Source organism: Streptomyces sp. NPDC057617, assembly GCF_042800555.1.
GTDB lineage: Bacteria > Actinomycetota > Actinomycetes > Streptomycetales > Streptomycetaceae > Streptomyces.
On sequence record NZ_JBHVGV010000011.1, the window covers coordinates 181,713 to 199,637 of the forward strand.

The window sequence follows — 17,925 nt, forward strand, 5'->3', positions numbered from 1 at the left end:
GGCCAACTCCGCTGAGCGGTTGCCGTGGCAGGGCGGCGAACTCGCATTGTGCACGAACTTGTCAGCCCCTGGACCGGACGCCGACGAGTTCTTCGGAGAGTTCCCAGATGCGCCGGGCGTCGTCGGTGCCGCGCAGCCGGCTGTACAGCTTCTGCTCCCCAGGAGGCCCGCCCATGTGACCGAGCCCGCTGGGACCGTAGAAGCCTCCCCGCTTGGCTTCGAGGGACGTGGCGGCGTAGAGGGCGGGCAGCTGCGCGCTCCGGACCGTTCCGACGAGGATGCCGCGCGCGGACAGGGCCCGGATGAGTCGTACGCTCCCGGTGTCCTTGTCGCGTCCGATCTCGGGGCGGGCAGCGAGCAGACTCGTCGGGGCGATCCCTGGATGGCACAGGTTGCTCGTGATGCCCCAGCCGCCCGCTTCACTGCGCCGGTCGAGTTCCAGACCGAAGAGCCCGAACGCGATCTTCGACTGGCTGTAGGCGCGCATGGCGCCGTAGGACCGCTCCCAGTTCGGATCGTCCCAGTTGATGGCGTTGCTGTTCGCCGCGACGCTGATCTGCGAGGTCACACGTGCCCGGCCGGCTCGCAGGAGGGGCAGCAGACGGGTGACGAGGGCGAAGTGGCCGAGATGGTTGCTGCCGAACTGGAGCTCGAACCCGTCGACGGTCGTCTGCCGGTCGGGCGGAGTCATGACGCCCGCGTTGTTGATGAGCAGGTGAACGGGCCTGTCCTCGCTCAGCAGGGTCTCGCCCAGCGCCGCGACGGAGGCGAGCGAACTCAGGTCGAGTGCGCGCAGCGACACGTCCGCGGCGGGTACCTGCCGGAGGATCTCTTCACGCGCGGACTCGCCCTTGCGGGGATTGCGGACGGGCATGATGACCTCCGCGCCGGCGGCGGCGAGCCGCGTCGCGATGCCGAGCCCTATGCCGTCGCTCGCTCCGGTGACGACAGCGCGTTTCCCGGACAGGTCGGGGACGGTGATGCCGACGGTTTCGCGTGACATGTGTTCACTCCCTGGTGGTGTCGTTGATTCCACAGTGGTGGAGCCGGCCGGACTTATTCAGGGACTCTCGATCCGCTGTTCGGAAGGCCGACCGTTCGGAAGGCCGACTGTTCGGCAGGACGACGCTCCGGTCGACATGTGCAGGAGAGAGGCGAGCCGCAGGCCGGAAGGGCGGACCGACGAGCCGTGGTTACGCGCGTGTGCGGGCGATAGAAAGGAAGCAGCGCCAGAAGCAGCACCAAGGGAAGGGAGGGAGACGCATGGAGATCGATCGGACCGGGCTCGCGGCATTTCTCCGGCACCGCCGGGAGCTGCTGCAACCCGAGGACGTCGGCCTCCCTCGCGGACAACGCCGCAGGACCAGCGGGCTGCGCCGTGAGGAGGTCGCCGCGCTCTGCCATATGTCGACCGACTACTACGCCCGGCTTGAGCGGGAGCGCGGCCCCCAGCCGTCCGAGCAGATGATCGCCTCGATCGCCCAGGGTCTGCATCTCTCACTCACCGAGCGCGACCATCTGTTCCGTCTGGCCGGACACCGCCCGCCCGACCGGGGTGCGGCCGGCGAGCACATCAGCCCCGGCCTGCTGCGCATCTTCGACCGCCTGGACGACACCCCGGCGGAGATTGTCAGCGAACTCGGGGAAACGCTGCGCCAGACCCCGCTCGGCATCGCACTCACCGGCGACACGACCCGGTACACCGGCCCGGCGCGCAGCATCGGCTATCGCTGGTTCACCGACCCCACCTACCGCGAGCTGTACGCTCCCGCGGATCACTCACAGCTCTCGCGGATGTTCGCATCCGGCCTGCGGGAGACAGCGACGCTACGAGGCCCCGATTCCCGGGCGGCCCACTACGCCGGCCTTCTCCTCACGCGAAGCGAAGAGTTCCGGAGCCTGTGGGACAAGCACGAAGTCGGTATCCGTCCCCAGCACGTCAAACGCTTCGTCCACCCCGAGGTCGGCATGATGGAGCTGAACTGCCAGTCGCTGCTCGATCCGGACCAGTCGCACCGCCTGCTCGTCTACACCGCCCCGCCGGGCACCGAGAGCTACGACAAGCTGGGGCTCCTGGCCGCCATCGGCACGCAGACGTTCCACTGAACCCGCCGACCGGTCCTCGGGCGGCGCATCCTCGCTGTGCTGACCGTGCTTGCTGTGGCGTCGGGTGTCCTGGCGGTGCGCCGGGTCAGGTCAGACGTGCCCACCGGGAGCGTGGAGGGAGTCGAGCCAGCGCAGGAGGCGGGCTCCTTCACGGGTCATGATGTCCGGGTCGCGCAGGGCGTTGGCCAGGAGTGACATGCCCTGGTAGGCGGAGACGAGGGTGAGGGCCAGGTCGTCCGGGTCGGACAGGCCCAGCTCGCGGAACTGGCCCCCAGCCCAGTCCAGCAGCCGCCGGATGACCGCGCCGGCCTCCGCGTCGAGGGTCCCGTCCGCGCGCTTGTCGAGTTCGACGGCCAGGGTGCCGGTGGGACAGCCGTACCGGGCGGCGATGTCGCGCCGGCCGACCCAGGCTTCGATCAGCGCCTTGAGACGGTCGCGGGGATCGGCCAACTGCTCCAGCCGGGCGGTGAGTTCGTCCAGGTGCGCGCTGTGTTCGGACAGCGCGGCCCGGACCAGCTCGTCCTTGGTCTTGAAGTAGTAGTAGACGTTTCCGACGGGGACGTCGGCCTCGCGCGCGATGTCGGCGAGGGTGGTGCGTTCGACCCCCTGCTCGTGCAGGACCCGGGCCGCCGCCGCCGTGAGCCGTTGGCGCTTCAGCGACGCCCGTACCCGCCGATTCACTGAGTTGGTCACCCAACTGACTATAGACAGCCTCCGGTGGGCGCATGCTAGGTTCAATCAAGTCAGTCAACTAACTCACATGGGGGAATCACCATGATCACAGTGACGGGTGCTACCGGCAACATCGGGCGGACGCTGGTGGAGCTGCTGGCCGAGGCGGGCGAGGAGGTCGTGGCCTTGTCGCGGCGGCCCCAGCCCGCACACCACGCGGCCAGGGTCAGGTGGGCCCAGGCCGACATCGGGGACGCCAAGAACGTGCGCCCCGCCCTCACAGGAGCCCGCGCCCTGTTCATCCTGCTGGCCGGCGAGCTCAACAGCCGGGGTGAGAGCCCGAACGTTCTGCTGGACACGGCCATAGACGCCGGGATCGAGCGGGTCGTTCTGGTCTCCTCACAGGTCAGCGCCACCCGGCCGGAGGCGCTCTCACACGCCCGGCTGCGGGAGTTCGAGGCGGCGGTGCGCGCGTCCGGACAGAGCTTCACCATCCTGCGCCCCGGCGGTTTCGCCTCCAACGCCTTCGCCTGGGCCGAGACGGTCCGCACCGAGCGCACGGTCTTCGCCCCGTTCGGTGACGTGGCGCTGCCCGTCATCGACCCGGCGGACATCGCCGCGGTCGCCGCAGCCGTGCTGCGCGAGGACGGGCACGCGGGTCGGGCGTACGAGCTGACCGGCCCCGAGCTGATCAGTCCACGTCAGCAGGCCGCGGCCATCTCCGAGGCTCTGGGCGAGAAGGTGACTTTCGTGGAACTGTCCCGCGAGGAGGCTCATGCCCGCATGGCGCAGTTCATGCCGGAGCAGATCGTCACCAGCACTCTGGACGTCCTCGGTGTCCCGCTCCCGGCCGAGCAGAAGATCAGCCCCGACGTGGCGACCGTCCTGCACCGCCCGGCCCGCCCCTTCGCCGAGTGGGCCGCCCGCAACCTGCCGGCATTCCGGTAGATGTCCAGGTCAGCCCCTGTCCGCCCTGGACATCGCAAGAGCCCCCTGTCGGATTCGAACCGACGACCTACGCATTACAAGTGCGTTGCTCTGGCCAACTGAGCTAAGGAGGCGTGTGGCAGCAGTGTAGCGGCCCCCGATCGGCGGTCGGCCGGGAATTTGGTGTTCGCCGGAGTGCTGACAGATCGGGAAACGCCAGGTAGCGTCACCCGCAGTTCACCCAGGTGGACTAGACCCATCTTCCGCCGGCCGGCGGGGGAACCATTCCTTTACTCGGATCGTCCGGCACGTTCCTGCCGGTGGAGGGACACAGCGTCATGGCAACTGTCTCGTTCGACAAGGCAACCCGCGTCTACCCGGGTTCCACGAAGCCCGCCGTCGATCAGCTTGAGATCGAGATCGCGGACGGCGAGTTCCTCGTACTCGTCGGTCCTTCCGGCTGCGGCAAGTCGACCTCCCTGCGGATGCTCGCGGGTCTGGAGGACGTCAACGCCGGGGCCATCCGTATCGGTGAGCGCGATGTCACGCACCTGCCGCCGAAGGACCGGGACATCGCCATGGTGTTCCAGAACTACGCGCTGTACCCGCACATGTCCGTCGCCGACAACATGGGCTTCGCGCTCAAGATCGCCGGTGTGAACAAGGCGGAGATCCGGAAGAAGGTCGAGGAGGCCGCGAAGATCCTCGACCTCACGGAGTACCTGGACCGCAAGCCGAAGGCGCTCTCCGGTGGTCAGCGGCAGCGTGTCGCGATGGGGCGCGCCATTGTGCGTGAGCCGCAGGTGTTCCTCATGGACGAGCCGCTGTCGAACCTCGACGCCAAGCTCCGTGTCTCGACCCGTACGCAGATCGCGTCGCTCCAGCGCCGCCTCGGCATCACCACGGTGTACGTGACCCACGACCAGGTCGAGGCCATGACCATGGGTGACCGGGTGGCGGTCCTCAAGGACGGGCTGCTCCAGCAGGTGGACTCGCCGCGCAACATGTACGACCGGCCGAAGAACCTGTTCGTCGCCGGCTTCATCGGCTCCCCGGCCATGAACCTGGTCGAGGTGCCGATCACCGACGGCGGTGTGAAGTTCGGCAACAGCGTGGTGCCGGTGTCGCGCGAGGCGCTCGCCGCCGCCTCGGCGAAGGGCGACAAGACCGTGACGGTCGGTGTCCGCCCCGAGCACTTCGATCTCGCGGAGGACAGCGGCGCCGCGGCGACGCTGTCCAAGGACGCGCCGGCCGGTCTGGCCGTGACCGTCAATGTCGTCGAGGAGCTGGGCGCCGACGGTTATGTGTACGGCACGGCCGACCTCGGCAGTGAGAAGAAGGACATCGTGGTCCGCGTCAACGGGCGCGCGGTGCCGGAGAAGGGCGCCAAGCTGCATGTCGTACCGCGCGCGGGCGAGACGCACGTCTTCTCGACCTCGACGGGCGAGCGTCTGACCGACTGAGTCGGCCGCTGTCCGGACCGGACTGGCAGAGTCGGCCGCGCCGGCTCTGCCGCCCGAGCCCCCGGCCTCGTCCGAATTCCTTTGTACGGCCCCGCACTTCGGTGCGGGGCCGTTTACGTGTGTCGACAAATACCCCGGCACACTGGCCTTTTCGGACAGCACCGTCAACACCCGATTCGAAAAGAACGCTCGAACCATCCCTCGGGAGAGTGACTAAATGTCGCCAAATCATCACTGGCCGCTACGCTCGCCTGCGTGACCCACTCAGCCCGCCGTATCGGCCGAACTCTCGCTCTCGTACTGCCCGTCGTCCTGGTGCTCTCCGGGACCCTCGCGGTCGCCCGCGTCCCGTGGGCGTCCAGCACCGCCGAGTCGCAGGTCCTGACCGCGTCCTCGGACACCGCTTCGGTACGGGCCAAGTCCCGTACGCCCCAGGATATTCTGCGCGAACAGCTCCTTGTGGAACTTCAGGAGAAGGACCCGGGCATCGCCCTGACGCACCTTCAGCGGCAGGTCGAGGAGCGTCCGTCGCTCGCCAGGCACTGCATGTCGATCGCGCGGGCCCTGGGCCGTGCGGCCGTGGCGGTGTACGGGCCCACCCGCGCGCAGTCGTTCTCGCGCCCCGTGTGCGACACCTCCTTCGCGTACGGCGTCTCACAGCAGGCCGCGGGAAGCTGACCGGGCCCGCAGGCCGACCGACCCACGGAAACCGACCGGGCCGCGGGAAACCGACCGGCCCACGCAGGCCGACCGGCCCGCGGAAACCGACCGGGGGCTCGCGCGCCGTGCCGCCCCGCCTATCGTTCACGGCATGCATACGTTTCCGACGCAGGCCGTGGTCCTCGCGGGCGGCCAGGGGTCGCGGCTGCGCCCGTACACCGATGACCGTCCCAAGCCGATGGTCGAGATCCCCGGCACGGGGACCCCGATCATCGGCCATCAGCTTGCCTGGCTCGCCGCCGAGGGCGTGACCGATGCCGTCGTCTCGTGCGGGCATCTCGCCGAAGTCCTCCAGGACTGGCTGGAGTCGGCGGATCTGCCGCTGCGCGTCACGACCGTGGTGGAACCCGAGCCCCTGGGGCGCGGTGGGGGGCTCAAGTACGCCGCTGCCAGGCTTCCTGCCCCGCAGCAGCCGTGGTACGCCACGAATGGCGACATCTGGACACGTTTTTCGCTGCGCGAAATGGCCGCGTTCCACGCGGAGCGCGACGCGACGGCGACGCTCGCCCTCGCCCGCCCCCGGATTCCATGGGGGGCCGTCGAGACGGACGAGTTCGGCCATGTCCTGGACTTCATCGAGGCGCCGCCGTCGCCTTATCTGATCAACGCCGGTGTGTACGTGTTCTCTTCACACTTCGCGGAACTGCTGCCGGAGCGCGGTGACCACGAGCGGACGACGTTCCCGCGGCTGGCGCGCGAGCGCAGCCTGGCGGGCTTTCCGCTGCCGCAGGGGGCGTACTGGCGGGCCATCGACACGGCGAAGGACCTGACGGAAGCGGCGAAGGAACTGGCGTCGGGCCCCCGCTGAGAGGGCACGGACCGACCGGCCAAGGGCTCGGCGTCCACGCGGACGCCGACCCGCGCGGACACCGACTCCGCGCGGACACCGGACCGAGCGCCCTGGGCTCAGCCCCGGCCCTGGGCTCAGCCCACGCTCTGTACGGTGCCCGTCGCGGAGGCGCGTTCTATGGTGTCGATGAGACGGTGCCGGGACAGGGCGTGGGCGAAGTCCGGCACGGTGTGGGTGCCTTCGGCCAGATCGCGGGCGAGCCGGGCGTACAGGCGGGCGACGTTTCCGCCCATGGACCGCAGCAGTTCGGCGGGGCCGTCGCCGCTGTAGGAATCCGGGACGTCCAGCGGGGCGACCGCGGTGTCCGCTCCCCGGCCGCCGGCCAGGGTCAGGTTCGCCACCTGCATGTTGCCCCAGTCCGCGGTGATGACCAGGTCGCCTTCCGTGCCGTTGATCTCCCAGCGGAAATTGTCGCCGCGGGAGGTGCCGCCGCGGTAGAACACCGACGCCGCCGCACCGCCGTCGAGCGTACCGATCACGGCGACCTGGTCCGGCGCGGTGACCGGAGCGGTGCCGTCGTCCTCGGTGATCCGTGTCTCCTTACGGCCTGCCACCAGGTTCGCGGTCAGCGTCTGGAACTCGCCCAGCACGTGGTTCAGCGGGTCGGCCGCGTGTGAGAACGCCGAGGTGAGCGGGGTCACGCCGTTGGCGTTGTCGAAGATGTACGCCCCGGCGCGGGTGGGCACCTCCGGCCCCCAGACCATTCCGGAACCGACCATGGTGGTCCCGATGACCCGCCCGAGGTATCCGTCGCGGATCAGGTCGCGTGCGTACCGGACCTCGGGGGCGTACCGCCCCTGGAGCCCGGCGATGGTGCGGACTCCGGCCTTCTCCGCCAGTTCTGTGAGGCGCTCGGCCTCGGCCAGGCCGTTGCCCAGCGGCCATTCGCTGTAGACGGCCTTGCCGGCCTCGATGGCGGCGGATATCAGTTCGAAGTGCTCGGGGACCTTGACCGACACCACGACCAGGTCAACGCCGGGGTGCGCCAGGAGCTCCCGGTGGTTGTCGTAGCCGGGAACGCCGTACCGCGCCGCCGCGGCCTCGGCCGAACTGCGCCGGGTGGTGCTGACGGCACGCAGCTCGAAGTCGGGGGACGCCGCTATCGCGGGGACGTGCGCGATCGACGCCCAGCCGCTGGTGTTCGCGCCGATGATGCCAACGCCAAGAGGACTCATGATCTTCTTCTCTCTAGTTCTTTTACGATCGTTACATAACGCGGGTACGCCAAGGCGCGCGGGGAATCACGCGCGGGGAATCACAAGAAATACGGACCCCGACGACCGGTTCGCCTACCCCGCCCGGGCAGGTCAGTCCAGGCAGGTCAGAGCCACCTCCGCCGCCCGCGTCAGCGCGGCCCGGTCCGGATTGATGGCGCCCATGACCCGTAGCCCCTGAAGGTTCACCGTCAGGAATCCGGCGAGGTCGGCGGCGCTGCGGTCATCCCGTATCTCGCCACGGTCCTGCGCCTGCGTGAGCACGTCGTACAGGGCGAACTCCAGCGACTGCGTCGTCGAACGCAGCCGCTCGGACACCTGGGCGTCACAGTGCGCACGCTCCATGGCCGCGCCGACGATCAGGCACGAGGCGGCGCCCTCGCAGGTGATCTCGTCGATCAGGCCGGTGAAGATCTCGCGGATCGCCCCACGGGCATCGCTCTTCGCCGCACGGGCATCGCTCCCCGAGGAAACACCGCCCTCCGGGGGGCGCAGCAGATCGATGAACGGCAACGCGTAACGCCGGCGGTACAGGTCGAGCGCGGCCCGGTAGAGACGTTCCTTGCTGCCGAAGGCCGCGTAGATGGACCCGCTGCCGATCCCCATCGCCTCGGCCAGGTCCCGCATCGACGTGCCGCCGTAACCGTTGCGCCGGAACGCCTCCATCGCCGCGGCGACGGCGGCTTCGGTGTCGAATTCACGAGGTCGGGCCATGCGGACGACCGTACGCGGTTATGGAACGATCGGCAAATAAAAGTGAGCGGAACCACGAGGCGTGCGGGTCCACGCGGCCCGCTCCCCCGACCTCAGCCCAGCAGCCCCCCGATCGGGTTGTGGTTGCCGCCGCCCGATGTCGAGCCGCCCGTGCCCGAGCCGCCGCCGTCGCCGCTGCTCGCTCCCGTGCTGCCGTCGCCCGCGCCGCCGCCCGTGGTGGACGGGCCGCCGCCCTGGCTGCTGGACGGGGGCGGGGCCTGCTGGGCCGTCTGCGGGGCCTGGCGGCCGGTGGTGCCCTGGGTCTGGCTGGGCTGTTGCTGCTGGCTCTGGCCGGTGCTGGTCGCACCGCCCGCCTCCGGTACGGGTCCGCCGCCCGGCGCCGGGCGCTCGGCCTCGGGGGTGCCCGACCGGGTCGCGGACGGTTCGGACGGCCGGCCTTCCGTCGTACCGCCGCTGCTGGGCGTACCGGAGGCGCTGCGGCCGCCCTCGCCCGGCTTCTTGGGCAGCGGTTCGCCGGGAAGCTGGTTGACCGGGTCGGCGTTCGGGCCCGGTACGGTCACCATGTCCGAGGACCGTACGGCTCCGCCCAGCACCGAACCGACCAGCAGCGTCAGCCCGATCACGACCGTCGCGACGAGCCCGCCCCGCCGCAGGACCCGGCGCCGCAGGTCCCAGATCTCGGAGCGCGGCCCGAGCGTACGCCAGGCCTCGCCGGCGAGCCGCCCGTCCACGGAGTAGACCGGCGCGCCCGCGATGATCAGCGGGGACCAGGCGGCGAGGTAGATGATGTCGGGCGCGTCGTACGCCGGAACGGTCCGCCAGCTCACGGTCAGCAGCAGCGCCGCCGACAGCAGCGCGCCGACGCAGGCGGCGACCCGCTGCCAGAGGCCGAGGACGGTCAGTACGCCGACCACGATCTGGAGGAAGGCGACGCTGAGCCCCGCGCCGACCGGATGCGAGAGCGCGAAGTCCCGCAGGGGTTCGGCGAGGGCCCAGGGGTGCAGCGAGGAGAGCCAGGTGACCATGGAGCCGCGCTCGCCGCCGTCGAAGTAGACGGGGTCGCAGAGCTTGCCCATGCCGGCGTAGATGGAGATGAAGCCGAGGAAGACGCGGAGCGGGAGCAGCACCACGCCGAGGTTCATGCGGCGGCCCGGGTAGTACGCGTGCCGGACGCCTGCCGCGTCGCCGGCCCGGGTGCCGGCGGCGCCGTACCGCTGGGCGCGCGAGCGGTGGTCGTGGTGGTCGTGCCTGTCGTCGTACAGGTCGTGCAGTTCGTACGCGTCGGTGTCGGTATCCGTGCCGGTGCCCGTGTCGGCGTACGGCTCGCGGTACGGGTCCAGATACGGTTCCGGCTCCGCCTCCGGGCCGGGCGTGTCGTACGCGCCGACCGCCTGCCGCATGGGCGGCAGCAGCGGCCCCACACCGGTACGGGCGGCGGGACCGGAGCCGGAGCCACGGCCGCGCCCATGGCCCTGGCTTCCGACCACCGGAGTCGCCACCGTGGCCTCGCCGTCGACGTCGAGCCGCGGGATGACCTGCGTGGCGCCGGCGTCGTACGCCCGTCCCTGCGCCCCGGACATCCCCGCCGCACCTGACACGCCCGCAGGACCCGACATGCCCGGCCGCCCGGGTCCGCCGGGCCGGCCACCCGGTACGGCCCGTGCGTCGCGCGTGTCGCGGTAACCCGCGGGCGGCGTGGCGGAGTTCCGTACGGCCTGGAGAAGCCCGCTGGCGCCGGGATCGCCCGGTGCCGACTTGCCGCTCCAGACGACGGGCGCCCTGCGGCGGCCCGCGCTCCCACCCGTACCGCCTCCACCGGCCCCGCCGCCGGCTCCGGAGCCCCGGCCGCCACCGCCTCTGCCTGCCGTGCCTCCCCCGGGGGCGCCCGGGGGCGTGGGGGGGAAGCGCGCGGTGTCCGCCAGGGCGCGCGCGGAGCTTGGGCGCTGGGTAGATGCGAGCTTCACCCGGAAGCTGGCGTGGTTCACGATGACCTGCGCGGGATCGCAATCCACCTTGAGCATGCTCAGCGGGGGCTGATCGTCGAACCCGGGCCGGGGCGTTCTGGTGTCCACACTCATCTAACCGAGTGACTTGTGTTTAGGACACTGCCTTGACGCGCGGGAAATGTCCGAGACCCGTCAAGATCAACAACCCTGCCGACGCGAGCCTCGGACCGGACGCCCCCGGGGCCGCCCCCGGCCCGCCCCGCCTCACGCCCGCCGGCGCGCCGCCTCGTACAGCACCACTCCCGCCGCGACCCCCGCGTTCAGCGACTCGGCGCCGCCCGGCATCGGGATCCGTACCAGGAAGTCGCAGGTCTCCCCGACCAGTCGCGACAGGCCGCGGCCCTCGCTGCCGACCACGATCACTACCGGCCCGCCGAGCGCCTCCAGATCGCCGACCTCCGTCTCGCCGTCCGCCGCGAGCCCGACGACCACGAGCCCGGCCTTCCGGTACGACTCCAGGGCGCGGGTGAGGTTGGTGGCGCGGGCGACGGGCGTACGGGCCGCCGTACCGGCCGAGGACTTCCACGCGCCCGCGGACATCCCGGCCGCGCGCCGCTCCGGTACGACGACGCCGTGCCCGCCGAAGGCGGAGACCGAGCGGACGACGGCTCCCAGGTTGCGCGGGTCGGTGACCCCGTCGAGCGCGACGATCAGCGGGTCCTCGCCGTCGTCCAGGGCCGCCGTCGCGAGGTCCTCGGGGTGGGCGTATTCGTACGGCGGGACCTGGAGGACGAGGCCCTGGTGGTTCAGCCCGTTCGTCATCCGGTCCAGCTCGGGCTTGGGCGCCTCCATCAGATGGATACCGCCGCGGTCGGCCGCGAGCTGGAGCGCCTCGCGGACCCGCTCGTCGTTGTCGATGAACTGCTGGACGTACAGCATGGTCGCCGGTACGCCGTCCCGCAGCGCCTCGAAGACCGGGTTGCGGCCGACGACCATCTCGCTGGTGCCCTTGCCGCCGCGCCGGGCGACCTGGCGCCGGGCGGTCTGCCGGGCCTTGGCGTTGGCGGCGCGGTTCTGGGCGTGGCCCTTGCGGGCGGACGCGGGCGGGGTGGGGCCCTTGCCCTCAAGCCCGCGGCGTCGCTTGCCACCGCTGCCGACCTGCGCGCCCTTCTTGTTGGACGTGCGGCGGTTCCTGCGCTGGCTGTTCCCGGCCATGACCTACCTGTTTCGTTTGCCTCAGTGGTGCTTCAGAAAGTGCTTCGGGACGCTTCCGGGTAACCCTTCGGAGCGTGCTTCGGAGTGTACGTACGCCGACGCGCCGCCGGTACGCCAGTGTGCCGCCCGGGACCTCCGGGCGGCACATCGGCGCAGGTCAGCGCGGTCCCAGCGTCCAGCGCGGGCCCGTGGGACTGTCCTCGATGACCAGTCCGGTCTGCTGGAGCTGATCCCGGATGGCGTCCGCCGTACCCCAGTCCTTGCGCGCCCGCGCGGCCTCGCGCTGCTCCAGGACGAGCCGTACGAGCGTGTCGACGACGCCGTGCAGGTCCTCGCCGCGGTCGGTCTCGCCGGCCCAGTGCGGGTCGAGCGGGTCGAGGCCGAGGACGCCGAGCATGGCCCGTACCTCCGCGAGCCGGGCGACGGCCGCTTCCTTGTCGTCGGCCGCGAGCGCGGAATTGCCCTGCCGGACGGTGGTGTGCACGACCGCGAGCGCCTGCGGTACGCCGAGATCGTCGTCCATGGCCTCGGCGAAGGCGGGCGGCACCTCACCGGCGGGAGCGACGGCCTTCCCAGCTTTTTCGGTGACCCGTTGTACGAATCCCTCGATCCGCGCGAACGCCGACTCGGCCTCGCGCAGCGCCTCCTCGCTGTACTCGATCATCGAGCGGTAGTGCGGGGTGCCGAGGTAGTAGCGCAGCACGATGGGGCGCCAGTGCTTGACCATCTCGGAGACGAGCACCGAGTTGCCGAGCGACTTGGACATCTTCTCGCCGCTCATGGTGACCCAGGCGTTGTGCACCCAGTACCGCGCGAACTCGTCCCCGTACCCCTTGGCCTGCGCGATCTCGTTCTCGTGGTGCGGGAAGATCAGGTCGATCCCGCCGCCGTGGATGTCGAAGGCGCTGCCCAGGTACTTGTGGGCCATCGCCGAGCACTCCAGATGCCAGCCGGGCCGGCCGCGTCCCCAGGGGGTCTCCCAGCTCGGCTCGCCGGGCTTGGCGGCCTTCCACATCGCGAAGTCGCGCTGGTCGCGCTTGCCGGTCTCGCCTTCACCGGAGGGCTGGCGCAGATCGTCCAGGTCCTGGTTGGACAGTTCCAGGTACTGCGGGAAGGACCGGACGTCGAAGTAGACATTGCCGTCCGCCTCATAGGCGTGACCGCGCTCGATCAGGCCGCGCATCATCTCGACCATCTCGGTGATGTGGCCGGTGGCGCGCGGCTCGTAGCTGGGGGGCAGGCAGCCGAGGACGTCGTAGCCGGCGTTGAAGGCGCGCTCGTTCTCGTACCCGATGGACCACCAAGGGCGCCCCTGGACGGCCGACTTGGCGATGATCTTGTCGTCGATGTCCGTGACGTTCCTGATGAACGTCACGTCGTAGCCGCGGTAGTCGAACCAGCGGCGCATGATGTCGAAGTTCAGTCCCGACCTGATGTGCCCGATGTGCGGGGCGGCCTGCACGGTGGCGCCACACAGGTAGATCGAGACACAGCCCGGCGTGAGCGGGATGAAATCACGGATCTGCCGGGCGCCGGTGTCGTACAGCCGAATAGTCACGCGACAAGGGTAGTGCGCCTGGGGTAGTGCCCCGCGACCCTTTGGGCCACGGGGACACAGAAGCGTGACGTTCATACCCGCCCGGCAAAGTCACCGGCGGAATTTCGCGGTGTTTGGGGCGTTTGGCCCGATCGGGTCGAGTGGCCGGTCCGTATCCGGTTCAGATACTCCGGTTCAGAAGCGCCCGACGATCTTGCGCGGGGTGATACGGACGACCACCCGCTCGGCGTCCTCCTTGGACGCCGGGTTGAACTCCGCGTACGGCTTGCCGGTGTACTTGAGCGACAGCTCGTTGATCAGCTCCTGGCCGCCCTCGGTGGTCAGGGTCGCGGAGCCGCGGATCTCCGCGTAGAGGTACGGCGCGTCCTCGGGCCGTGCGACGACCGACACCCGGGGGTCGCGGCGCAGGTTCTGCTCCTTGCGGCGGCCGATGGTGGTCGAGACGAGCAGATCGTCCCCGTCGCGCTTCACCCAGACCGGCGAGACCTGGGGGCTGCCGTCGGGCTGGATGGTCGCGATGTCGACGAAGACGGGTCCGTCGAGGAGTTCCTTGAGCTTCTCGGAGAGTGCGGCTGCCATGACTGCCTTCCTGCTTCCTGAGGTTCCTGATGCTGGTGCCGGTGCCGTGCCGGTGCCCGGGATACGGGCCGGGCAGGGGTCCGGGAACTGCTGAGACTACGGCTGTACGAATAACCGCTGACGCTCTCTCAACCCGTGTCCCGCGCCCGGTATTTCGATCAGCCGGTCCCACCGGTCCCGGCCCGCCGGTTTCAGCCGGTACGGACCACAAGCGCCGTCGCGATCGCGGCCAGCCCCTCCCCGCGGCCGGTGAAGCCGAGCCCGTCGGAGGTGGCGGCGGAGACCGCGACCGGGGCGCCGACGGCCTCGGTGAGCACCTTCTGCGCCTCGTCCCTCCGCTTCCCGATCTTCGGCCGCAGACCGACGACCTGCACGGCGACATTGCCGATCGTGAAGCCCGCCTCGCGCACGATTCTGGCCGCCTCCGTAAGGAGGGTGAGTCCTGAGGCACCGGACCACTCCGGGCGCCCGGTGCCGAAGTGCGCGCCGAGGTCGCCGAGACCGGCGGCCGAGAACAGCGCGTTGCAGGCGGCATGGGCGACGACATCCGCGTCGGAGTGGCCGGCCAGACCGGGCCCCTCGCCCTCCCAGAGCAGCCCCGCGCACCACAGCGGGCGGCCCTCCTCGAAGGCGTGGATGTCGGTCCCGATGCCCACGAGAGGCAGGGGCAGAGGCAGGTGTGCGGCCGCGGGAGACGTCTCAGCGGGCGCGGGAGCCGTCTCGGCCGGCGCAGGAGGCGTCTCAGCGGACGCGGAAGCCTTCTCAGCGGGCCCGGAAGCCTTCTCAGAAGCCATCGTTCGCCCTCCTCCGCGCGAGAACCGCCTCTGCCAGCACCAGATCCAGCGGCCGGGTCACCTTGAACGCCTCCTCGTGTCCTGGCACGACCACCACCGGCGCGCCGAGCCGCTCGACCATACCGGCGCAGTCCGTCGCGCCCTCGCCGACCGCCGCCACCGTCTCGTGCGCGCGCTGGAGGGTGGCGCGGTCGAAGCCCTGCGGGGTCTGTACAGCGCGCAGCAGCGCCCGCTCGGGCGTGGCGACGACCGGTTCCGGCTCGCCCTTCTCGCGCGGCTCGACCTGTTTGACGGTGTCCGAGAGCGGCAGCGCGGGCACGACGGCCGGCGCTCCGTCCCGTACCGCCTCGACGACGGCGTCCACGGTGTCGACGGGTACGAGCGGGCGCGCCGCGTCATGGACCAGTACGGCGGTGATCGACTCGGGCAGGGCCTCGATCCCGAGCCGTACGGACTCCTGGCGGGTCTCACCGCCGGGCACGACGAGATAGTCGGTGCGCTGGGGCAGGGCGTGCTCGTCGAGGAGGTGTTTCACCTCGGCGGCGCCGTCGGGCGGGGCCACCACCACAACGAGCGAGACGGCGCGCGACGCGGCCATCGCGCGGACGGCGTGGATGAGCATCGGTGTGCCGCCCAGCGCGCGGAGCGCCTTGGGGGCTCCGGGGCCGAGCCGTACGCCCCGGCCTGCCGCGGGGATGACGGCTGCGGTGCGGTGGGGGCGGGCTTCGTCTGACATCGGTTGCACTCCGGCAGGTTTGTTTCCTCGGCCGACATGGGTATGGCCACAGCGTGCCGGGCGCGACGCCTTGACCGGACCCTTCCGTGACACACGGTCGAGACGGATCGCGCCGGCTGCCCCGGGCCCGGCCTCCCCGGGTCCGCCCGGGCATGGCGCGTTCCCCGGGCGGCGGCCCGGCGAAGTCCCCGGCGCGGCGCGAGAAGCCCCCGCAGGTGTGCGTGTGCGTGGGATCAGGCGGCCAGGTGCCTGTGTGGACCTGATGTCGTACGAGGTGCGGGTGTACGGACATTGCGGGTATGGGGAAACTGCGGGTGTACGGACATGCCGCAGCGCCCGGCGACACAGCTTTTCCCTCAAGGCTGGTCAGCGGGCACCACGGCATTCACTGCGACTGCGTGGGACGGCATGCGCGACGGCACGGCATGCGTGCGGCGCTGCGGGCACAGCAGCGTCACACATCCTGGGTTCAGGACGTCCTGCGGTTCAGGACGCGAGGACCTCGTCGAGCAGAGCCTCGGCCTTGTCTTCGTTCGTGTTCTCCGCGAGAGCCAGCTCGCTGACAAGAATCTGTCGCGCCTTGGCGAGCATGCGCTTCTCACCTGCGGAGAGTCCACGCTCACGCTCGCGGCGCCAGAGGTCGCGCACCACTTCAGCGACCTTGATGACATCGCCGGAGGCGAGCTTCTCGAGATTTGCCTTGTAGCGACGGGACCAGTTCGTCGGCTCTTCTGCGTACGGTGCGCGGAGCACCTCGAAGACCCGGTCCAGCCCGTCCTGACCAACCACATCGCGCACGCCGACGAACTCCGCATTGTCCGCCGGTACACGCACTGTCAAGTCGCCCTGGGCGACCTTGAGCACCAAGTAGGTCTTGTCCACGCCTTTGATCTGGCGAGTTTCGATGGCCTCGATCAGCGCGGCCCCGTGATGGGGATAGACCACGGTGTCGCCAACCTTGAACGTCATGTGACAGGTACCCCTTCCGTGGCTATCCAGGGTAACACGAGAATGGCATCTTCTGAATGGCGTTTTCGCAGGTCAGGACGGTTCTCGGGGCTTGACAAGCGCACCGGGAACGTGCTGCGGGCGGCTTCCGGAAGAGGGTATTCGCAGGTCGGAGCGGCTGCGCGGGCGCACAGAAACGCGCCCGTTACGCCCCGCACAACACCCCTGAACGAGGATGAACGTCCCGATTTGCCGGATTTAAGGCGTCGAACTTCCCGTAGTCCGTTCGGATGTCGATCACTCGTGCGGATCGAAGGCGGATCGAAGTGCGAGAGATTCTGAATTTGATCACGCCGGGCCTGTGGCCCGGTATTCGCGGGGAATGTACGGCGCGCGGAGGAATTGATCACCGGCATTATGTGAACGGCGTGCTAAACGGCGGGATCGGGAGGGATATGGGATACGGAATCCGGGCCACCACGACGGCCGCCGGGGGCCGCACCGTACCGGGCGGGGCGGCTGGAGGCGGGTCGGGTGCGGGGCGTCCGCGACGGCTCGGTAGCCTAGGCGCGCTGAACGCCCGCCTGCCCTTTCCGTCCGTACGTCCTAGGAGTTGCCGCCGCCGTGAGCCGCAGCCTTCGACGCGGCGTCCTCGCCGCCTCCGCCCTCGTGTTCTCGCTTGCCCCGCTCACCGCGTGCGGCGCCGGCAACAACGCGCAGACGCTCGGCGTCAAGCCGGACAACGCCGCCACCTCCGTCGGTGACATCTCCATCCAGAACGCGACGGTGATCACCCAGCCCGAGGCCGACGCGGAGGGTCCCGCGGTCGTCACCGGCACGGTCTTCAACAACGGCAGGAGCGCGCAGACCCTCGACGCGATCAAGCTGCCCGGCACCAGCGCAAGTGTGACGCTCTCGCCCGCCGGGGGGTCGGGACCGGTGACCGTACCGGCCGGCGGCTCGGTCCAGCTCGGCGGCAAGGGCAACGCCTCCGCCGTGATCGAGAACGGGCGCGAGGCCGCGAAGAACGGCGATGCCCAGCGGGTCGTCTTCACCTTCAGCGAGACCGGCGACATCGGTCTGCGCGCGTTCGTCTTCCCGTCCGACACCTACTTCAAGGACGTCGGCCCGAGCGCGCTGCCGTCGCCCTCGGTGTCGCCGTCCGGCGGTCCTTCGGGCTCTCCGGCCGGTTCGCCGTCCGGGTCCCCCTCGGACTCGCCGTCGGGGAGCCAGTCCGGCGAGGCCGGCGAGGCGGGAACGCCGTCGGTGTCGGAGTCCGCGTCGGGCTCCGCCGAGCACTGAGCGGCGCTCGGCAGGCAGCACGTACCACCACGTACAGCACAGCCCATACAGCACTGCCACGTACAACAGCGCTGTGGGGGGGGGGGGGGGCAGGGGGGAGAAGGGAAGGAAGAGGAGGAGGGTCGGTGTCGAGGCTAGGCGCGAAGGCTGCGTACCGAGTCATCCCTACAAGGGGGAATGT

At 70.3% G+C, this 17,925-nt stretch carries 17 protein-coding genes and 1 tRNA gene; 6 read left to right on the forward strand and 12 right to left on the reverse strand.

Going from position 1 to position 17,925, the window contains the following annotated elements; all coding sequences use genetic code 11:
- Positions 1-61: 61 nt before the first annotated feature.
- On the reverse strand, positions 62-1,003 hold the full coding sequence (locus tag ACFU9P_RS26225; RefSeq protein WP_384085144.1) for an SDR family oxidoreductase: 942 nt from the start codon (positions 1,001-1,003) through the stop codon (positions 62-64).
- 260 nt (positions 1,004-1,263) lie between these two features.
- On the opposite strand from ACFU9P_RS26225, the gene ACFU9P_RS26230 reads away from it, so the two are divergent.
- The gene (locus tag ACFU9P_RS26230; RefSeq protein ID WP_384085147.1) at positions 1,264-2,106 is read left to right on the forward strand and encodes a helix-turn-helix transcriptional regulator; all 843 of its coding nucleotides are present in this window, start codon (positions 1,264-1,266) and stop codon (positions 2,104-2,106) included.
- 90 nt (positions 2,107-2,196) lie between these two features.
- Here ACFU9P_RS26230 and ACFU9P_RS26235 read toward each other — a convergent pair whose 3' ends face one another.
- Positions 2,197-2,787, reverse strand: coding sequence for a TetR/AcrR family transcriptional regulator (locus ACFU9P_RS26235; RefSeq protein WP_376381709.1), 591 nt, complete (start codon positions 2,785-2,787; stop codon positions 2,197-2,199).
- Positions 2,788-2,880: 93 nt separating this feature from the next.
- Between ACFU9P_RS26235 and ACFU9P_RS26240 the strand changes: the two genes are divergently transcribed.
- On the forward strand, positions 2,881-3,726 hold the full coding sequence (locus ACFU9P_RS26240) for an SDR family oxidoreductase (RefSeq protein WP_384085150.1): 846 nt from the start codon (positions 2,881-2,883) through the stop codon (positions 3,724-3,726).
- 39 nt (positions 3,727-3,765) lie between these two features.
- On the opposite strand, the gene ACFU9P_RS26245 is transcribed toward ACFU9P_RS26240, so the two are convergent.
- Positions 3,766-3,839, reverse strand: a tRNA-Thr gene (locus tag ACFU9P_RS26245).
- Between the two features lie 204 nt (positions 3,840-4,043).
- Here ACFU9P_RS26245 and ACFU9P_RS26250 point away from each other — a divergent pair.
- From ACFU9P_RS26250 to ACFU9P_RS26260, 3 genes are all read left to right on the forward strand, one after another.
- A complete protein-coding gene (locus ACFU9P_RS26250) occupies positions 4,044-5,168 on the forward strand; it encodes an ABC transporter ATP-binding protein (protein ID WP_376381667.1) in 1,125 nt (374 codons plus the stop codon).
- A 255-nt stretch (positions 5,169-5,423) separates the two neighbouring features.
- Entirely contained in the window at positions 5,424-5,846 is a 423-nt protein-coding gene (locus ACFU9P_RS26255) for a hypothetical protein (protein ID WP_376381669.1), read from the forward strand.
- A 133-nt stretch (positions 5,847-5,979) separates the two neighbouring features.
- On the forward strand, positions 5,980-6,696 hold the full coding sequence (locus ACFU9P_RS26260) for an NDP-sugar synthase (protein ID WP_376381671.1): 717 nt from the start codon (positions 5,980-5,982) through the stop codon (positions 6,694-6,696).
- Between the two features lie 116 nt (positions 6,697-6,812).
- Here ACFU9P_RS26260 and ACFU9P_RS26265 read toward each other — a convergent pair whose 3' ends face one another.
- The 9 genes from ACFU9P_RS26265 to ACFU9P_RS26305 form a co-directional block, all read right to left on the reverse strand.
- Positions 6,813-7,913, reverse strand: coding sequence for a Gfo/Idh/MocA family protein (locus ACFU9P_RS26265; protein ID WP_376381673.1), 1,101 nt, complete (start codon positions 7,911-7,913; stop codon positions 6,813-6,815).
- 132 nt (positions 7,914-8,045) lie between these two features.
- Entirely contained in the window at positions 8,046-8,666 is a 621-nt protein-coding gene (locus ACFU9P_RS26270) for a TetR/AcrR family transcriptional regulator (protein ID WP_384085156.1), read from the reverse strand.
- A 92-nt stretch (positions 8,667-8,758) separates the two neighbouring features.
- The gene (locus ACFU9P_RS26275; RefSeq protein WP_384085159.1) at positions 8,759-10,744 is read right to left on the reverse strand and encodes a DoxX family protein; all 1,986 of its coding nucleotides are present in this window, start codon (positions 10,742-10,744) and stop codon (positions 8,759-8,761) included.
- A 132-nt stretch (positions 10,745-10,876) separates the two neighbouring features.
- Positions 10,877-11,827, reverse strand: a complete 951-nt coding sequence (rlmB, locus tag ACFU9P_RS26280) for a 23S rRNA (guanosine(2251)-2'-O)-methyltransferase RlmB (protein ID WP_376381679.1) — start codon at positions 11,825-11,827, stop codon at positions 10,877-10,879.
- Between the two features lie 157 nt (positions 11,828-11,984).
- Positions 11,985-13,385 (reverse strand): cysteine--tRNA ligase, encoded by a 1,401-nt coding sequence (gene cysS / locus ACFU9P_RS26285; protein WP_384085162.1) that lies wholly within the window; start codon positions 13,383-13,385, stop codon positions 11,985-11,987.
- Between the two features lie 174 nt (positions 13,386-13,559).
- On the reverse strand, positions 13,560-13,964 hold the full coding sequence (locus ACFU9P_RS26290; RefSeq protein WP_376381682.1) for a PPOX class F420-dependent oxidoreductase: 405 nt from the start codon (positions 13,962-13,964) through the stop codon (positions 13,560-13,562).
- A 191-nt stretch (positions 13,965-14,155) separates the two neighbouring features.
- Positions 14,156-14,758, reverse strand: a complete 603-nt coding sequence (gene ispF, locus ACFU9P_RS26295; RefSeq protein WP_384085166.1) for a 2-C-methyl-D-erythritol 2,4-cyclodiphosphate synthase — start codon at positions 14,756-14,758, stop codon at positions 14,156-14,158.
- Positions 14,748-15,494, reverse strand: coding sequence for a 2-C-methyl-D-erythritol 4-phosphate cytidylyltransferase (gene ispD, locus ACFU9P_RS26300; RefSeq protein WP_384085169.1), 747 nt, complete (start codon positions 15,492-15,494; stop codon positions 14,748-14,750). Before ispD ends, ispF begins: the two co-directional genes overlap by 11 nt.
- A 486-nt stretch (positions 15,495-15,980) precedes the next feature.
- Positions 15,981-16,463, reverse strand: coding sequence for a CarD family transcriptional regulator (locus ACFU9P_RS26305; protein ID WP_003953493.1), 483 nt, complete (start codon positions 16,461-16,463; stop codon positions 15,981-15,983).
- A gap of 603 nt (positions 16,464-17,066) precedes the next feature.
- On the opposite strand from ACFU9P_RS26305, the gene ACFU9P_RS26310 reads away from it, so the two are divergent.
- Positions 17,067-17,744: a DUF461 domain-containing protein gene (locus ACFU9P_RS26310; RefSeq protein ID WP_384085172.1), complete on the forward strand. Its 678-nt coding sequence runs from the start codon at positions 17,067-17,069 to the stop codon at positions 17,742-17,744.
- The last annotated feature ends 181 nt before the right edge of the window (positions 17,745-17,925 follow it).

Bases quoted from the DNA above. Each gene is read 5' to 3' on its own strand.
- ACFU9P_RS26225 (WP_384085144.1), bottom strand. From the start codon at position 1,003: ATGTCACGCGAAACCGTCGGCATCACCGTCCCCGACCTGTCCGGGAAA.
- ACFU9P_RS26230 (WP_384085147.1), top strand. From the start codon at position 1,264: ATGGAGATCGATCGGACCGGGCTCGCGGCATTTCTCCGGCACCGCCGG.
- ACFU9P_RS26240 (WP_384085150.1), top strand. From the start codon at position 2,881: ATGATCACAGTGACGGGTGCTACCGGCAACATCGGGCGGACGCTGGTG.
- ACFU9P_RS26250 (WP_376381667.1), top strand. From the start codon at position 4,044: ATGGCAACTGTCTCGTTCGACAAGGCAACCCGCGTCTACCCGGGTTCC.
- ACFU9P_RS26260 (WP_376381671.1), top strand. From the start codon at position 5,980: ATGCATACGTTTCCGACGCAGGCCGTGGTCCTCGCGGGCGGCCAGGGG.
- ACFU9P_RS26265 (WP_376381673.1), bottom strand. From the start codon at position 7,913: ATGAGTCCTCTTGGCGTTGGCATCATCGGCGCGAACACCAGCGGCTGG.
- ACFU9P_RS26270 (WP_384085156.1), bottom strand. From the start codon at position 8,666: ATGGCCCGACCTCGTGAATTCGACACCGAAGCCGCCGTCGCCGCGGCG.
- ACFU9P_RS26275 (WP_384085159.1), bottom strand. From the start codon at position 10,744: ATGAGTGTGGACACCAGAACGCCCCGGCCCGGGTTCGACGATCAGCCC.
- rlmB (WP_376381679.1), bottom strand. From the start codon at position 11,827: ATGGCCGGGAACAGCCAGCGCAGGAACCGCCGCACGTCCAACAAGAAG.
- ACFU9P_RS26290 (WP_376381682.1), bottom strand. From the start codon at position 13,964: ATGGCAGCCGCACTCTCCGAGAAGCTCAAGGAACTCCTCGACGGACCC.
- ispF (WP_384085166.1), bottom strand. From the start codon at position 14,758: ATGGCTTCTGAGAAGGCTTCCGGGCCCGCTGAGAAGGCTTCCGCGTCC.
- ispD (WP_384085169.1), bottom strand. From the start codon at position 15,494: ATGTCAGACGAAGCCCGCCCCCACCGCACCGCAGCCGTCATCCCCGCG.
- ACFU9P_RS26305 (WP_003953493.1), bottom strand. From the start codon at position 16,463: ATGACGTTCAAGGTTGGCGACACCGTGGTCTATCCCCATCACGGGGCC.